General features: G+C 39.1%; 11 protein-coding genes. 4 read left to right on the top strand and 7 right to left on the bottom strand.

The window, feature by feature from the left end; genetic code table 11:
• Positions 1–68 precede the first annotated feature (68 nt).
• Complete coding sequence (ychF, locus tag NG809_RS03365; protein WP_262148073.1) at positions 69–1,160, bottom strand: redox-regulated ATPase YchF; 1,092 nt, start codon at positions 1,158–1,160, stop codon at positions 69–71.
• Between the two features lie 194 nt (positions 1,161–1,354).
• The gene (locus NG809_RS03370) at positions 1,355–1,906 is read right to left on the bottom strand and encodes a ferritin (protein WP_262148074.1); all 552 of its coding nucleotides are present in this window, start codon (positions 1,904–1,906) and stop codon (positions 1,355–1,357) included.
• 444 nt (positions 1,907–2,350) lie between these two features.
• Between NG809_RS03370 and NG809_RS03375 the strand changes: the two genes are divergently transcribed.
• Positions 2,351–3,544 (top strand): dicarboxylate/amino acid:cation symporter, encoded by a 1,194-nt coding sequence (locus tag NG809_RS03375; protein ID WP_262148076.1) that lies wholly within the window; start codon positions 2,351–2,353, stop codon positions 3,542–3,544.
• A gap of 1,154 nt (positions 3,545–4,698) precedes the next feature.
• On the opposite strand, the gene NG809_RS03380 is transcribed toward NG809_RS03375, so the two are convergent.
• Together NG809_RS03380 and NG809_RS03385 are read right to left on the bottom strand one after the other, a co-directional pair.
• Positions 4,699–5,088: a DUF779 domain-containing protein gene (locus tag NG809_RS03380; RefSeq protein ID WP_262148078.1), complete on the bottom strand. Its 390-nt coding sequence runs from the start codon at positions 5,086–5,088 to the stop codon at positions 4,699–4,701.
• A 428-nt stretch (positions 5,089–5,516) separates the two neighbouring features.
• Complete coding sequence (locus NG809_RS03385) at positions 5,517–7,046, bottom strand: aldehyde dehydrogenase family protein (RefSeq protein ID WP_262148080.1); 1,530 nt, start codon at positions 7,044–7,046, stop codon at positions 5,517–5,519.
• Positions 7,047–7,230: 184 nt separating this feature from the next.
• On the opposite strand from NG809_RS03385, the gene NG809_RS03390 reads away from it, so the two are divergent.
• Positions 7,231–8,151, top strand: coding sequence for an AraC family transcriptional regulator (locus NG809_RS03390; protein ID WP_262148082.1), 921 nt, complete (start codon positions 7,231–7,233; stop codon positions 8,149–8,151).
• 158 nt (positions 8,152–8,309) lie between these two features.
• Positions 8,310–12,929 carry a fibronectin type III domain-containing protein gene (locus NG809_RS03395; protein ID WP_262148084.1) on the top strand — a complete coding sequence of 1,540 codons (4,620 nt, stop codon included), beginning with the start codon at positions 8,310–8,312 and terminating at the stop codon, positions 12,927–12,929.
• 307 nt (positions 12,930–13,236) lie between these two features.
• Here NG809_RS03395 and hemL read toward each other — a convergent pair whose 3' ends face one another.
• The 3 genes from hemL to NG809_RS03410 form a co-directional block, all read right to left on the bottom strand.
• Positions 13,237–14,511: a glutamate-1-semialdehyde 2,1-aminomutase gene (gene hemL / locus NG809_RS03400; RefSeq protein WP_262148085.1), complete on the bottom strand. Its 1,275-nt coding sequence runs from the start codon at positions 14,509–14,511 to the stop codon at positions 13,237–13,239.
• 109 nt (positions 14,512–14,620) lie between these two features.
• Positions 14,621–15,670: a glucosaminidase domain-containing protein gene (locus NG809_RS03405; protein WP_262148086.1), complete on the bottom strand. Its 1,050-nt coding sequence runs from the start codon at positions 15,668–15,670 to the stop codon at positions 14,621–14,623.
• A gap of 66 nt (positions 15,671–15,736) precedes the next feature.
• Positions 15,737–16,639, bottom strand: coding sequence for a 1-aminocyclopropane-1-carboxylate deaminase/D-cysteine desulfhydrase (locus NG809_RS03410; RefSeq protein ID WP_262148088.1), 903 nt, complete (start codon positions 16,637–16,639; stop codon positions 15,737–15,739).
• Positions 16,640–16,705: 66 nt separating this feature from the next.
• Here NG809_RS03410 and NG809_RS03415 point away from each other — a divergent pair, with 66 nt between their 5' ends.
• A complete protein-coding gene (locus NG809_RS03415) occupies positions 16,706–17,308 on the top strand; it encodes a hypothetical protein (RefSeq protein WP_262148089.1) in 603 nt (200 codons plus the stop codon).
• The last annotated feature ends 19 nt before the right edge of the window (positions 17,309–17,327 follow it).

Here is a 17,327-nt window from a genome sequence, read left to right on the forward strand (position 1 = left end):
AACAAAAAACGCTCCCAAAACTAATTTTGAAAGCGTTTTTCTATATAACTAACTTTTACTTGGTCTTCTTAGACGTTGAATCTGAAATGCATGATATCGCCGTCTTTCACGATATATTCTTTTCCTTCAACTCCCAGTTTTCCGGCTTCTTTGATTTTTGCTTCAGAGCCGTAAGTCATGTAATCATCATATTTGATTACCTCCGCACGGATAAATCCTTTTTCAAAATCTGTGTGGATTACTCCTGCAGCCTGAGGTGCCGTCCAGCCCTGTCCGATTGTCCAGGCTCTGACTTCTTTTACACCCGCTGTAAAGTAGGTTTGAAGTTTCAACAAATCGTATGCCTTTCTGATCAGGCGGTTAACACCCGGTTCAGTTAAACCCAATTCGTCAAGGAAAATTTCTCTTTCTTCAAAAGTTTCAAGCTCATTGATGTCGGCTTCAATCTGTGCTGCCAAAACAACGACTTCAGCGTTTTCAGCTTTAGCCATTTCTTCGATTTTGGTAATCCAGTCGTTTCCATTTTTGATGGAATTCTCGTCTACATTACAAACGTAAAGTACCGGTTTATTGGTCAGTAACTGAACTTCGCTGATAACGGCTTTCATACTGTCATCTGCAGCAAATTCCCTGGCGTTTTTACCATCCTCCAAATGCTTCTGAAGATTCTGAAGTGTTTCGTAAGCCAAAATATCTTCCTTTTTACCGGATTTGATGAACTTTTTAGCCTTTTCAACAGCTTTAGCCACTGTTTCCATATCTTTCAACTGAAGCTCGATATCGATGATTTCCTTGTCCCGCATAGGATCTACAGAACCTTCCACGTGCACAATATTTCCGTTGTCAAAACATCTTAAAACATGAATAATCGCTTCACACTCTCTGATATTTGCCAAAAACTGATTTCCAAGACCTTCACCTTTACTTGCCCCTTTTACAAGACCCGCGATGTCGACAATCTCTACGACAGCAGGAATTACTTTTTCAGGGCTAATGATTTTTTCAAGCTCGAATAATCTTTGATCCGGCACAGAAACCGTTCCCAAATTGGGCTCGATAGTACAGAAAGGATAGTTTGCTGACTGTGCTTTTGCGTTGCTCAGACAGTTAAAAAGAGTTGATTTACCTACGTTTGGCAAGCCTACGATTCCACATTTCATAATTTCGATTCAAAATTTAATATTCAATATTCAAAGTTTATTAATTCTGGATTCAATCTAATTTTTAAATATTGAATTTTAAACCTTGAATTTTAAGTGTGCAAAGATAAAGAAATAAAACAGAGAATCATAACAAAAAAAATCTGTCAAAAAACTGACAGATTTCCTTGAAATAATATTTCTTGCGTAGCATTTTATGGGTTTGGCCCTGTGGCATTCTGCGCCAGCTCGGCATCATCCGGTAGTGATTCAAGAGTTTTATCGAGAGTAAATAATGACTCGTCGCTTGCTCTGTCGCCACCTGCGATTTTTAATTTATCAATCAGGTTCATGGCAAATGTTTCTTCTTCAATCTGTTCTTTTACGAACCACTGAAGGAAATTCCATGAAGCCCAATCCTTTTCGTCAAATGCGATATTTACTAAGTTATAAATTGCCGTTGTATTGTCAACTTCATGCTGAAAAACAAGATCAAAACAGTTGGACAAACTTGTAGGTTCTGCACCGGGAGCTTCAAGTGCCGTAATTGTTGGTTTACCACCTCTGTTCAGTATATATTGCATAAACTTCACGGCATGGTCTCTTTCTTCCTGCGCGTGACGGAAAAGAAAATTCGAAATTCCACCATAACCCTTGTCAGCTGCCCAAATTCCGTATGAGTAATACACTCTTGACTGTAAATCTTCTGTATTCATCTGGTCACTTAAGGCCTGCTCAAGTCTTTGTGAAAGTCTGTTGGTATTCATAATTGTATATTTTTAGTGATAGCTTAACAGATACAAAAATGGTTCCGTGAAGGCGTTTTGGTTTTAAAATGTTTAATTTATAGTTATTCTAAAAAGTGGTTTTTATGATATTTTAGATAAAGCATGATTATTCTATTGAGTTTAAGCTTTAAAATCTTTTTAAATAAAATTAAGAGCCTGTTTATATTTTTTTCAAATAATTAATTATGGTTCAAAAACTCTTTGACAAGCTCAGAGTGACACCGTTAAATGGAGCGATTAGTATTAGATTTGTCAGTCTGAGCCTGTCGAAGACTCAATTAATCAAAGTATTAAAAATCAATATATTCAAACAATTTTAATAATTTTTAAACAGGCTCAATATATATTTCTATTTAAATTTAAACAGGGTCATATTAAAAGGAATAGATTTTATTGATTTATATTTGAATAAAATCACAGGAAATGCAACAGGTCTTAAAAAACTATTCGGGAATTCTACTTTTACTTTTCGGAATTACAGTCGGCAGCATCATCGGAATTGTCGCTCCTCAGGTTGTCGATTTTCTAAAACCTTTAGGAGATATTTTTCTGAATCTCCTTTTTGTAAGCGTTGTTCCGCTGGTATTTTTTGCAGTTGCCAATTCAATCGCTTCGCTCGAACAACAATCTAAGTTTGGGAAGATTATGCTTATCATGGGCTTTACTTTTCTGTGTTTCATCATTACAGCAGCAGTTTTTACCATTATTGTTGTTTATTTTTTCCCTGTTTCGGGAGTTTCCGGAAGTAGGGAGATTGTGGATGATGTAGCCAATAACGACAGTTGGGGCAACCGAATCGTAAGTTTTTTCACGGTAGGAGAATTTACGCAGCTGTTTTCAAGACAGAATATGCTGGCACTTTTGATTTTCTCATTTATGACAGGTTTCTCAGCAAGAAAAGCAGGTGAAAAAGGTCAGCCTTTCAGAACATTTATTGCATCAGGGTATGAGGTAATGAAAGAATTACTTCTAATGATTATGAAAATTGCACCGATTGGTTTGGGTGCTTACTTCGCATATCAGGTCGCAACTCTGGGACCTCAACTGTTTGGATTTTACGCCAAACCATTAGGGCTTTATTATATTGCAGGAATCGTCTATTTCATTTTGTTTTTTTCGCTGTATGCATTTATGGCTAAAGGAAAATATGGCGTAAAAAGTTTCTGGACCAATGCCATTTATCCAACGCTGACAGCTTTAAGCACCTGCAGCAGTTTCGCGACCATGCCCGCGAATTTACAGGCTGCATCGAAAATTGGAGTTCCTGCCAACATCGCCAATCTTGTCATTCCCATTGGAACAACATTACATAAAAACGGATCGTCGATGTCTTCCATCATTAAAATTTATGTTGCTTTTCTCATTATCGGAAGAGATTTTTTTGATCCTGTGAATTTGCTTTTGGCTTTGGGAATCACAGTTTTTGTAAGCATCGTTGCCGGCGGAATTCCCAACGGCGGATATATTGGTGAAATGCTGATGATTTCTGTTTACCAATTACCACAGGAAGCAATTCCTGCTGTGATGATTATCGGTACACTGGTTGATCCGCTGGCTACGGTTTTGAATGCGGTTGGGCAGTTGGTGGCATCGATGTTTGTGAGTAGGTTTGTATGATACTTATTTCAAGAATTTTGGCGACTTAAAAAAATTGTCTGGTGCCCGGTGTTTGATTTTAAACCAACATTTTCATAGATATTTTGCACAAAAGACACCACTTTTTGCGGAAGAAAAATTGCGCACGGATTTCACAGATTTTCATCGAGTTTGTTGAATTTATGTGTGAATTTTGTTGAACCACGACGTGGTTGTGATGTTGTGTTACTGCTGGTGTTCCATGGGTTTTACCCACCGTTACTGATATTAAACCACTGCGTGGTTTTGAGGTAATCTTTCTGCTAATTACATATTAAGTTTATTCGTGGTATTAAAATCAGAAATTTTTGACGGGGCATCTGTGAAAATCTGTGCAATCTGTGAGAACAATAGCGCACGGATTTTCACAGATTTTCTTCGAGTTTGTTGAATTTATGTGCGAATTTTGTTGAACCACGATGTGGTTCTGATGACGCTATCGTTTTTTTTCCCATGGGTTGCACCCACGGCTACCAACATTAAACCCTTGCGGATTGTGTGGATTTTCTAAAATTCAGTTCTGCAAGCCGGCTCTTCTAACTGGCTCTCCCATGGGTTTTAACTAAGGTTAATAACATTGAACCACTTCGTGGTTCTGATGTTATATTATTGCTGTTGTTCTATGGGTTTCACCCACGGCTATTGATATTAAACCACTGCGTGGTTTTGAGGTAATCTTTCTGCTAATTACATATTAAGTTTATTCGTGGTATTAAAATCAGAAATTTTTGACGGGGCATCTGTGAAAATCTGTGCAATCTGTGAGAACAATAGCGCACGGATTTTCACAGATTTTCTTCGAGTTTGTTGAATTTATGTGCGAATTTTGTTGAACCACGATGTGGTTCTGATGATGCTATCGTTTATTTTCCATGGGTTGCACCCACGGCTACTGATATTAAACCCTTTCGGGTTTGTATGAAGGAAATACAGTTCTTTTCGCAGTCTCTAATACTTGTTTCTTCTTTCTTTTTCCTTGGCTCCTTTCCATGGGTTGCACCCACGGCTACTGACATTAAACCTATGCGGGTTGTGTGGAATTTTTTACCGAAATAGTTCTGCTGGCGCTGTTTATCACTTGGCTCTTTTTACTTTTTACCCGGCTCTTTTTACTTTTTATTTTGTCCTTTCAAAACCTATACACTCCGTTTTACATCTTCGAGATTTTTCAGTTCTTCCGGTGTGAATAATCTGTAATGCACTTTAAAAGTTTTTCCCAGAGGTGTTTCCAGGGAAAAGCCGCCGGGACCAAAGCCTTCGAGGATGTCTAAGGTGAAATGAGAGTATTGCCAGTATTCAAAGAGATCGCGGTCGATCCAGAATTCGTGGCCGTTGATGGTGCCGATCATGGCATCGTTCATTCTGGGAAAATAGCCGCCTTTTTCAAAACACTGAGGCTGTGTGCCTTCACAACATCCGCCTGCCTGATAAAACATGAGTTCGCCATGTTGTTTTTCGAGCTGCCAGATGACTTCGAGGGCTTTCTCTGTGACGGAGAGTCGGGATATTTTATTCTGTGTTTCCATTTTTAATTTTAATTAAAGTTAAAAAAAGTCCGGCGAAATCTGTCGCCGAACTTCAACCAAGTCTATAATTTAAGCTGCAGGCTTGCTGCAGGTGTGAAAAATTATTTCTGTTAAGAAACTTGTCAAGGTTTTAAACCCTGACAAGAATTGAATATTGAATCTTAAATATTGAATTTTCGCCTGTTCTTTTAAAAAGCAGAAATCAATGCTTTTCTTTTTTAAAATCAAAGTGAAAAGAAGATTTCCTCCCGCGTGAGGGATAGGAAGGGCGGCGAGGAACGAGCCGGTACGCAGCAAAGCGGAGTACCGAAACGAAGTGGAGCCCTGCATAGCCCGACCCGCTTGCATTGGGTGGGGGAACGCCGGCAGGGTTCAAAACCCTGCCAGCGTTGTGGGTTGGCCATGCAAAGGGGCACGCCCAAATGATCTTAAAAGAAACCTAATTTGTTTTTATTGTAGGAAATCAGCATGTTTTTGGTCTGACGGTAATGATCGAGCATCATTTTGTGATTTTCTCTTCCGATTCCCGACTGTTTGTACCCTCCAAACGGCGCTCCTGCAGGATAGGCATGGTATTGATTGACCCAAACCCTGCCCGCTTCGATGTGACGCGGAATGTTGTAAAGCTGATGCGCATCTCTCGTCCATACGCCGGCTCCAAGACCGTAAATGGTGTCATTGGCAATTTTCAGGGCTTCATCTTCGTCTTTGAAAGTGGTAAACGCCAGAACAGGTCCGAAAATTTCTTCCTGAAAGATTCTCATTCTGTTGTTGCCTTTGAAGATGGTTGGCTGAATGTAATATCCGTTTTCCAGACCTTCGCCTACGTGATTAACATCACCGCCTACAAGCACTTCTGCTCCTTCTTCCTTACCCAATTTGATGTAAGAGAGTATTTTATCTTTTTGAATCTGAGATGCCTGAGCTCCCATCATCGTGGTTTTATCCAACGGATTTCCTACCTTGATGGATTTCACTCTTTCGATTACTTTTTCGATGAAGGCGTCTGCAATATCTTCCTGAACGAGAAGTCTTGACGGTGCCGTACAGATTTCGCCCTGATTTAAGGCAAATAAAACTGCACCTTCGATCGCTTTGTCTAAAAACTCATCGTCTGCATCCATTACCGAAGTGAAGAAAATGTTTGGAGATTTTCCGCCTAATTCCAAAGTTACCGGAATGATGTTTTCTGTGGCGTACTGCATTACAAGACGGCCTGTTACTGTTGATCCTGTGAATGCTGCTTTGTTTACTTTAGGATTGGTAACTAAGGCTCTTCCCAATTCTGCTCCGAAACCGTTGACGATGTTTACAACACCTGCCGGAAGCAGATCGCCGATCAGTTCCATTAAAACTAAAATCGACACCGGTGTACTTTCTGCCGGTTTCAAAACTACGCAGTTTCCTGCTGCCAATGCCGGAGCCAGCTTCCAGACTGCCATTAAAATCGGGAAATTCCATGGGATAATCTGTGCAATAACCCCGAGTGGCTCGTGGACGATCAATGAAACTGTGTCTTTATCGAGCTCGTTGTGCGAACCTTCTTCCGCTCTGATCACTGATGCAAAATATCTGAAATGGTCTACCGCCAAAGGAATGTCGGCTGCAAGGGTTTCCCTGACCGCCTTACCGTTGTCGATTGTTTCGACTGTAGCAAGATATTCTAAATTCTGCTCAATTCTGTCGGCAATTTTGTTTAAAATAATGCTTCTCTCCGTGGAAGAAGTATTTTTCCAGGATTTGAAAGCTTCGGTTGCTGCGTTGACGGCTACTTCCAGGTCTTCTTTTGAGGAATGGGCTGCCTGAGTGAAAACTTTTCCGTTTACAGGAGAAACGACATCGAAGTATTTCCCGTTGACAGGAGCGGTAAATTCACCGTTAATGTAGTTATTATACTGACTTTTGAATTCCGGCCACTGCAATAGTGTGTCTGATTGATTTTGTGTTGCTGTACTCATTTTTATTTGAATTTTTAATTTTTCTGTGATACTAAGTTACGGGGATGCATCGCATTTGAATAGCAAAATCGTGCAGAAAAACTGTAAAATCGTACAAACATAAAAACTTTATGCTTTGCTTAACATTTGCTTTTGTTTTTAAATTTTTATCTTTGATAAGAACCTTACACCAAAAACTCTCACAATGAACGACCATAAATATCTTTTGCAAAAACCTGAATTGAAGGTAGAAAATCAGTTGGTAACGCTGGTGGAAAATCAGACAAAATTCAATTTGAAGAATTGCGAATTCAGTATTTATGAAACCCACCAATCTGCTTTTAATGTAAAACTGCACTTTGATACTATAGCTTTCACGGCAATGATCAGAGGTAAAAAGCATTTAAAGTTGGAGAGTAAAGCCCAGTATTTTGATTATTTTCCGGGAGAAAGTGTTTTGGTATCGCCTGGAGAAACCATGGTGATTGATTTTCCTGAAGCCGATGAAACACCGTCACAGTGTATTTCTTTAAGTTTAAATCCTGAATTTATTGAAGATTCTCTTAATCATCTCAACTATCAGCTTCCTAAAATTGATGAAACCAGCAGCTGGAATTTAGATTTAAATGAATATTTTCTGTTTAACAATAAGTCTTTAGCCTCAGCCACCAACAATATTATGCGGATCGCGATGGATGATAATTCCCAAAAAGATGTGATGGCTGATTTTGCTTTGAAAGAACTTCTGATAAGATTAATGCAGACTCAGGCACGTGGAATGGTTGAGAAAAATGTCGCTAAAAACAAATCAAGAATCAGTTTTGTGGTTGATTATATCCGAAAGAATCTTCATCAGAAATTATCTATTGATAATATTGCAAAGTTGGCGTATGTAAGCAAATCAAATTTCTTCAAAATGTTTAGAGATGAACTGGGCACATCACCTAACGATTTTATTCTTCAGGAAAGAATCAGCAGAGCGAAGGAACTTTTGGCAACGCAGAACAGCATCAAGGAAACCGCTTTCCAGACAGGGTTTTCTGACGCGAATTATTTTAACAGAGTGTTTAAGCAACTCGTTGGCGATACGCCTAAAAATTATCAAAAAAAATATACATTTCTATAATCGCTGATTCATCATTAAGATTTAAATTAAAAACTTATTGAATTTCAATCAATTCGTGCCGTTTTAAGAAAAACCTTTCAAAGCCCTTTCTGCGGCTCAATTTTCTAAATGATTATTTTTGTTTTAGAAAATAATAATTCAAAAATAATCGTTTAATTATGAAGAAAATTTTTACTTCATTTATGATGCTGTGGCTGGTAACTCAGGCGGGCATGATGAGCCACATCCGTGCTCAGAGTCCTTCCCCATTGCCCTATACGCAGAATTTCAATACTGCCAACGATCTCACCCTGGTGAATGGCAGTGAAACCAACAAGTGGCAATACGGCTCTGCCATCGGAAACACGGGAAGTTCTCTCTATATTTCCGACAACAGTGGTGCAAATAATCAGTACAACATCAACTCTGCAAGCATTGTTCATGCTTACAAAGAGCTCACCATCCCAACCGGATCTACACTTGCTAATTTTAGTTTCGACTGGAAGTCAATCGGCGAGGTTGGCTTCGACTACATGAGAGTTTGGCTGGTACCTGCTACGTTTACTCCAACTGCGGGAACAGCTATCACTACAGGTGGTGGAAGAATTCAGGTGGGCGGAGAATTCAGCAATCAATCGACATGGCAAACCTACGTAATCAACAACCTTACGGTAACGAGTTTTGCAAACAATACCATGAGATTGGTTTTTGAATGGAGAAACGGAAGCAGCCTTGGCACACAACCTCCTGCAGCTATTGATAACATTAATCTATCTTTAGTAACTTGTTTCCCTCCAACGGCTCTTACGACAACGGCAACAACCCCCAATACAGGAACAATTAGCTGGACTGCTCCTGCAACAGCTCCTGCAAATGGATTTGAATATTATTATTCTACGACCAATACGCCACCGACGGCAACTACAGCTGCTTCGGGAACAAGTACAGGAAACAACACGACTATTAATGGTCTTTTACCTAATACAACCTATTATTTCTGGGTAAGATCTGTTTGTAGTGCTACCGATAAAAGCTCTTGGTCTGCTGTTGCGAGTTTTACAACTACTCAAGTTCCTGCGACAATTCCTTACACGCAGAATTTCAATACTGCGAATGATTTTGGATTCGTCAACGGAAATCAAACCAACAAATGGGCATATGGAACAGCAACGGGAAATACCGGAAGCTCTATCTACATTTCGAACAATAACGGGACTGCAAATGCTTACAGCACAGGTTCAACTTCTGTTGTGCATGCTTATCGTGATATATCAGTGCCTTTGGGTGCAAGTGTGGCAACATTCTCTTTTGACTGGAAAGCATTAGGTGAAGGTTTTACTACGACAAATTATGATTATTTTAAAGTTTGGTTAGTTCCCGCTACTTTTAATCCTACAGCAGGAACACAGATTACTGCAGCTGCGGGAAGAATTCAAGTGGGTGGAAATATGAACAATCAGACAACATGGATTAATTACCTAAACTCAACATTAAATATCAGTAGTTTTTCTAATTCTACAATGAGGCTGGTTTTTGAATGGATAAATGATGGAAGTTTAGGCAGCCAGCCACCAGCAGCTATTGATAACATCAACTTGTTTATTCCTTCATGTGTGATGCCAACTGCTTTAGCGGTAAACAATATTGCACCAAATGGAGCTACCATCAGCTGGACGGCACCTACCCCGGCTCCGGCAAACGGATATCAGTATTTTGTGACCACAACCAATACAGCGCCTACAGCTGCGACGCCTCCGACAGGAACTACAACGGCAACGTCAGCGGTATTAGGAACTTTAAACCCAAATACAACGTATTATTTCTGGGTTCGATCAGCATGTGGAACCAGCGGTACAAGCATCTGGACGGCAGGACCTTCATTTACAACTCCTCAAATACCTGCAACAATCCCCTATTCGCAAGCCTTTACGGGAGGAAATGATTTCGGATTTGTAAACGGAACCCAAACCAATCAATGGGCTTTTGGTGCAGCGACCGGAAATACAGGAAATTCAATCTACATTTCAAATAACAACGGTACTGCAAATGCTTACACGATTGGTTCTACATCAGTTGTTCAGGCTTTCCGTGATATTACCGTCCCAACAGGTGCAACTGTCGCAACTTTATCTTTCGACTGGAAAGGTATTGGTGAAGGATTTACCACAACCAACTATGACTACCTGAGAGTTTGGATGGTTCCTATCACATTTGTTCCGACTTCTGGTACACAGATTACTGCAGGAACAGGAAGAATTCAGGTTGGTGGAAATATGAACAATCAGGCAACGTGGATTAATTATTTAAATTCAAATTTAAATATCAGCAGCTTTGCCGGATCTACTATGCGTCTTGTTTTTGAATGGAGAAATGACGGTAGCGGCGGAACTCAGCCTCCGGTGGCTATTGACAATATTAACCTTACAATACCTTCATGTATTAACCCAACGGCAATCGCTGTAAATACAATCACCGCAAACGGAGCTACCATCAGCTGGTCAGCACCAATTCCGGCTCCTGCGAACGGTTATCAGTATTATATTTCTACAACAAACACAGCACCTACGTCGGCAACTCCTCCAACAGGAAACGCTACAGGAACTTCTGTTACAGTAGGAAGTTTAAATCCAAATACCACTTATTATGTTTGGGTAAGATCAGTTTGCAGCGCAACAGACTCAAGTCTATGGTCTGCGGGTCCTTCATTTACAACGACTCAGATTCCTGCCACAATTCCTTATATTCAGAATTTTACAGGACCTAATGATTTTGGTTTCAGTAACGGAACTCAGACTAACAAATGGGTTTATGGATCTGCAACCGGAAATACAGGAAACTCACTTTATATTTCTAATAACGGAACTGCGAATGCTTACACCATCAGCTCAACATCTGTGGTACAGGCTTACAGAGATATCATTGTACCTGCAGGAACTACAGAAGCACAGTTTGGTTTTGACTGGAAAGCTGCTGGCGAAAGCACTTACGATTATTTAAGAGTCTGGTTGGTACCCGCTTCTTATCAGCCGGTTGCCGGAACTCAGATTACTGCAGGAGCAGGCAGGATTCAAGTGGGAGCAAATTACAATTTGCAGACCAACTGGCAGAACTTCCTGAATGCAACACTCAATATCAGCAGTTTTGCAGGTACGACAATGCGCGTTGTATTTGAATGGAGAAATGACGGAAGCGGCGGAACTCAGCCTCCTGTTGCCATTGATAATGTAAGATTATTAGTTTGTAACAACGCAACACCAACGGTAACTGTAGGAACTTTAACACAAAATTCAGCGGTCTTAAACTGGAACCAGGATATTAATGGTGCAAATTATGAAATCAGATACAGACCTGTAGGAGCAACAACATGGCAGACTCAATCTGTAGGTGCAGCGCCATATCCTGCAACCACAAATACTTTTACATTAACCAATTTGCTTCCGGCAACTCAATACGAAGTTGAAATTGCAGCAGTGTGTAAAAACGTAGCGGGTGTTTATTCGCACAATACATTTATCACAAGATGCGACCCAACTCCACCGAACGTTACAGTTACTAATATAACATCAAATTCAGCATTGGTGACGTGGAATCCTTTGGCAGTAAGTGCTACCTACGAATTACAGTGGAGAGAAGTGGGAACAACGGTCTGGAATACACCAACAATTCCTCAACCACCGGCAAACTCGTATGTTTTAAGCGGATTAGCTTCTTATAAAACGTATGAAGTGATGGTAAGAAACACTTGCGTTGGCGAAACAACACCAAATCCATGGTCAAGTCCGCAGGTCTTTACGACAGATAGAATATGTGAAATTCCGCCTCCGGGATTGACGATCACCCAACTTAATCCTACTTCAGCAGAAGTGACCTGGGAACCTTACACAGGAACTGGTGCGACCAACAGCTATATTTTGAGATACAGAAAAGTTGGAATTCCGAGCTGGACTAATATCACGGTAAACAATACGACAACGTACACCATTACAGGACTATTGGAATTGACAAAATATGAAATGCAGGTTGCAAACATTTGTACCGGAACGCCAGGGAACTTTACACCGCTTTATTATTTCACCACTCCAACAGTAGTGTACTGCCAGATGTCTTCAACGAACTCAGGGGCGGAATTCATCAATAAAGTAACCGTTACTCCTTTCAACAGCGCAGCGAAAGAAAATGCTTCCGGAGCATCCACTTATACTGACTTTACAGGAGTTCCTTCTACGTATATCACTTTGGTTCAGGGATCGCAGGGTAACGTTGTTAAAATTGACAAAACTTCAGCAGCAGGCTCAAATACAGGCGTTGCGGTTTGGATCGACTTCAATAGAAACGGATATTTTGACGTTAATGAAAAAATCCTTTCCAACGGCCCGAACAATCAGACTTCTGTAAGCGGAGCATTTACTGTACCTGAAGATGCTTTTGTGAGTATGACAGATTATAAATATGTTGTAATGAGAGTGGCAATGCAGAAAGACGGTGTACCTGTAAACTGCACCAGCTTTGCAGACGGTGAAGTTGAAGATTACACGGTAAGAATTCAGAAAAAACCTGTAATAAATGCTTTGGATCAGACTGAAATCATTTTATATCCAAACCCTGTAAAAACGGTGTTAAATATTAAAAATATCAGTGCAAAAGCCAATTATAAAATTTACAGTGCTGCAGGACAACTTGTTTCTTCAGGATTAATTGTCAATAACAAAATTGATGTTTCAAGGCTGATCAACGGTCTTTACATTATCGATGTTGTTGATGGAAATATCACTGTTCAGAAAAAATTCATCAAAGAATAATGATTTAAATTATATCAAACAGCTGCCGTAAAAAGCAGCTGTTTTTTTGACCAAAAAAGATGAAGCCAAAACTGACTTCATCTTTTTTTTATATCTGAATTTCAGTAAAAGATCTTACAGCATTCAGCCTAGCCTTGGTTCTCAAAATTTAAGATTTCATTGATGGGAAAATCACTGTTCGCAAAAATTTCTGAAACAACAATGATTTAATTTAAATCAAACGGCTGTCGCAAAATCAGCTGTTCTTTTTCAAAAAAAAGATGAAGCCAAAACTGACTTCATCTTTTTTTTTATCTCAATTTTAATATTAAAAAGTTCTTACAGCATCCAGCGTAAGATTGATTTCTGAATCTTTGATGGCATCGCTGATGAAATACGTTTCATACCCACTCGGCGGAAGATAAATTCCGTTTTCAAGCATGTGATGGAAGAATTTATTGAATATAGTATGATTTGCTTTCTGAGCATCATCAAAATCTGAAACCCGATCAGTATCAAAGAAAACAGACATCATCGAACCTTTTCTGTTGATCTTGTGCTGAATTCCTTTTTCAGTTAGAATCTTACCGATTTCAATATCTAATACTTCAGTTGTTTCCTCAAGTCTGTTGAAAAATTCAAAGTCATTTTTAATCAGCTGAAGCGTTTTCAAACCTGCTCTCATCGCCAAAGGATTTCCACTTAAAGTCCCTGCCTGATACACGCCGCCTTTTGGAGCAAGATGATCCATGATTTCGTTTCTTCCTGCAAAAGCACCTACCGGAAGTCCGCCTCCGATTACTTTTCCGTAAGTTACAAGGTCTGCTTTTACATTAAACAGTTCCTGTGCACCGCCAAAAGCCAGTCTGAAACCGGTCATCACTTCATCAAAAATCAATAAAGCTCCGTTTTCATCACAAAGAATTCTCAGTTTTTGGAGAAAATCATTTTCAGGCCAAACACAACCCATATTTCCGGCAACTGGTTCAATGATGATGGCTGCAATTTCGTCTGGATTCTGTTTAAACAATTCCTGAACCTGCTCAAAATCGTTGTATCTCGCCAGCAAAGTATCTTTCGCAGTTCCCGCAGTTACTCCCGGAGAATTAGGATTTCCGAAAGTAGCAGCACCACTCCCCGCTTTTATTAAAAATGAATCTGAATGACCGTGATAACAACCCTCAAACTTCACAATTTTATCTCTTCCCGTGAAACCTCTTGCCAGTCTCACAGCGCTCATACACGCTTCCGTACCCGAAGAGACCATTCTGATCTGATCAATATTCGGAACATTTTCTGTGATGAATTTTGCGATTTCTGTTTCCAATTCTGTCGGCGCACCGAAAGAAAATCCTTTCTCAGCCTGAATTTTAAGTTCCTCTAAAACCTCAGGATGCGTGTGCCCTAAAATAGCCGGTCCCCACGAATTGATGTAATCTACGTAAACATTGTCGTCAGCATCTGTAAGGTAAGCACCCTTAGCAGATTTCATAAAAACGGGAACTCCGCCTACAGATTTGAAGGCGCGAACGGGCGAATTTACTCCGCCGGGAATGTATTGGTAAGCTTCATCAAATAAAGCTGAACTTCTTTGGTATCTCATTGATATTTTTTGATAAATGATAAGTGATGATTGATGATTGATGATTGATGAATTATTTGTGATAGACCAAATTGACTATTCACCATTCACTTTTCACCATTCGATACAACTAATTTCTTGGCTTTTTTGAAATCAGATAAATTAACTGTCCTGGCGCAGGTTTTTGGCCTTCATCCATTCTGTTTTTTGCGTAAAGTTTATTAAGTTTAATTCCGAATTTCTGGGCAATGTCGTGCATATCTTCATAAGATTCGGCTTTGTAGGTTGCAGTATTTCCATCTGAATTTTTAGATTCAAGGAAGACAATTTCGTTTTTACTTAATTGATTGGTTTCCAGTTCATTCCATTTCATCAGTTTTTCTTCACTGATTTTAAATTTGTTGGCAATAAACTGAATATCTGTATCTTCCGGAATAATCACATATTTTAAACCACCATTAGGATGACTTTTAATTAAAATAGAGTTTAGAATTTCTGATTTGGTCTTCACACGTTCCTTTTTCGGAGCTTCAGCGTACACTTTTTTAGGAGCCGGTGCGGGTTTTGAAGCTTTTTTCTTCTCAACAACCTTAGAAGATTCCAGACTTGCCATGTATGCCTGATCATCTTTCAGGCCGGGATACATTTTTAGAATAGCAAAATTGACTTCTTTAGAATTCACCTGATCAAATTCATACAGTCTGTACTTTTCAATCTTGCTGATGAGAATGCCTGCGTATCTTGGATTTGTAGCGTAACCTGCCTTTTTAAGACCATGAGCCCATGCCTTGTAATCTTTCATATCCAGATTAAAAAGATTGGCGTAATACTTTCTGGTGGCTAAAAAAACTGAGTGATCTTCATAAGACTGCCTCGGGTCGTCATATACTCTGAAACACTCATTGGGAGCGTCATCAGTGTGTTTCATCGTCTTTCCGGTCCATTCTTCCTTACACTTGATTCCAAAATGATTTTTTCCTTCCTGAGCGAGTCGGCTTTGTCCGCCACCCGTTTCCAGAAGCCCCTGTGCAAGCGTGATTGAGGCAGGAATTTTATATTTTTCCATTTCCTCTACTGCATATTGTGCAAACTTTTGGATGTACTGATCATCATTTGCCCAGGTTTGGGCTGAGAATTTAGATAAAACTAAAAGGCTTACGACGGTGAAAAGTCTTTTCATCTTATTATTTTTATTGTTTTAAAAGAAAGATGGAACACTAATGCGTTTCATTTTTCAGATTTAAATTTATATAATTAAATTTCTGTTCTGTTTCTGCAGAAGCAGGTTTGCTCCTTCAATTCCCTGCAAACCACCCGTGTGAAAACAGAGAATTTTACTTCCATCAGGAAAATAATCTTCATTAATCATTTCAAAAACTTTCTGCATCATTTTTCCTGTATAGATCGGTTCCAGCGGGATTTCATACTTTGATTTAAAGTTATTGATAAAACGGATATTTTCATCACTTATTTTACCGTAACCTCCGAAAGCAGCATCAGTTAGATGAAAATTTCTTTTTGACGTTAACTCCGAAATTTTTTCATCCAATGAAGCATCATCCACTACTTTAAAACCTATAACTTTCTGATTGTCTTCACAAAACTGAGAAAGTCCTGCAGCAGTTCCTCCGGTTCCGACAGCTGTGCAAAGATAATCAAAATCTTTTGTATCGTTATTGAGCATCATTTTAATGCCTTCCAACGCGTTTTTGTTGGTTCCGCCTTCGGGGATAATCAGTGCTTCTGGAAATTCAAGTTGGAGAAATTCAGTCAGTTGTTCTTTATGACGATATTCTTCACGAGAGACGAATTTTAAATTCATTCCGTTTCGCTTGGCGTAAACCAAAGTAGGATTATCACGCCATTTTTGTTCTATTTCCTCGCCCCGGATAATGCCTGAAGTTTTTAAATTAAACTGTTTCCCAAGAGCTGAAACTGCCGAAATATGATTTGAATAAGCTCCGCCAAAAGTTATGATTAAAGGATTTTCAGATTTTAACTTTAAATAATTATTAATATTAAAAAAGAGTTTCCAGTATTTGTTTCCTGAAATTTCGGGATGAATGAGATCTTCCCTTTTCATAAAGAGTTTCACCTTGCTGTCAACCGGAATTTCAACAACCGGAATTTTTACTTGGGGAGCTGTCATTGTGCAAATTTCTTTATTTTATTTTTAATGAAGAATTTTTATCTTTAGAAATGAAAAACAATAGCTATGAAACTTAAACATTACATTCTTTTGGGAATTCCCTTTCTCGGCATCTTGTTTTATTTTCTGGTTTTTGAAACTAAATGGAATCAAAAGTCAAAATTTGATATTCCGGATCAGCAAAATGATAAAATTGTGAATATGTTGAATATTCAGATTGATAAAGAGATTGAAGATCATACACAATCTACTATGTATCCAGGCTACAGTGAAAAAAGCCGACAAACAACCATTGATTTTCTAAAGACCATTAAATCTATTGAAAGCTACGCCCGATACTGTGTTGAGTCTGAAAGAGTCAGAAATAATCTGGAGCTGAAAATAATATTTAACGATGGAACTGTTGCTGAAAAAGTTTACACAGGACACAGCTGCAGCGGTTTTTTAAATCCCTGTCTTCTGATGAAAGTTGAAATGCAGGACGGAAAAGCACTAAGAGTTTTTACAAACGGACAGGAGAAAAAAGGATCTCCGGATTGGATCATCAACGATTTGAATGTCTTAATTGAAAAAGCAATTTCTTATGACATAGACAGAAATTACGAAGGCTATTTTCCACCCAAAAAGACGCAAAATGATTTCGAAAAAGAATGGGAAAAGCAGGAATAAAATTATACGAATTTTTTTT

Origin of the sequence: Chryseobacterium foetidum (assembly GCF_025457425.1) — a bacterium.
GTDB classification, from domain to species: Bacteria; Bacteroidota; Bacteroidia; order Flavobacteriales; family Weeksellaceae; genus Chryseobacterium; species Chryseobacterium foetidum.

Bases quoted from the DNA above. Each gene is read 5' to 3' on its own strand.
- hemL (WP_262148085.1), bottom strand. From the start codon at position 14,511: ATGAGATACCAAAGAAGTTCAGCTTTATTTGATGAAGCTTACCAATAC.
- NG809_RS03390 (WP_262148082.1), top strand. From the start codon at position 7,231: ATGAACGACCATAAATATCTTTTGCAAAAACCTGAATTGAAGGTAGAA.
- NG809_RS03380 (WP_262148078.1), bottom strand. From the start codon at position 5,088: ATGGAAACACAGAATAAAATATCCCGACTCTCCGTCACAGAGAAAGCC.
- NG809_RS03415 (WP_262148089.1), top strand. From the start codon at position 16,706: ATGAAACTTAAACATTACATTCTTTTGGGAATTCCCTTTCTCGGCATC.
- ychF (WP_262148073.1), bottom strand. From the start codon at position 1,160: ATGAAATGTGGAATCGTAGGCTTGCCAAACGTAGGTAAATCAACTCTT.
- NG809_RS03375 (WP_262148076.1), top strand. From the start codon at position 2,351: ATGCAACAGGTCTTAAAAAACTATTCGGGAATTCTACTTTTACTTTTC.
- NG809_RS03395 (WP_262148084.1), top strand. From the start codon at position 8,310: ATGAAGAAAATTTTTACTTCATTTATGATGCTGTGGCTGGTAACTCAG.
- NG809_RS03385 (WP_262148080.1), bottom strand. From the start codon at position 7,046: ATGAGTACAGCAACACAAAATCAATCAGACACACTATTGCAGTGGCCG.
- NG809_RS03405 (WP_262148086.1), bottom strand. From the start codon at position 15,670: ATGAAAAGACTTTTCACCGTCGTAAGCCTTTTAGTTTTATCTAAATTC.
- NG809_RS03370 (WP_262148074.1), bottom strand. From the start codon at position 1,906: ATGAATACCAACAGACTTTCACAAAGACTTGAGCAGGCCTTAAGTGAC.
- NG809_RS03410 (WP_262148088.1), bottom strand. From the start codon at position 16,639: ATGACAGCTCCCCAAGTAAAAATTCCGGTTGTTGAAATTCCGGTTGAC.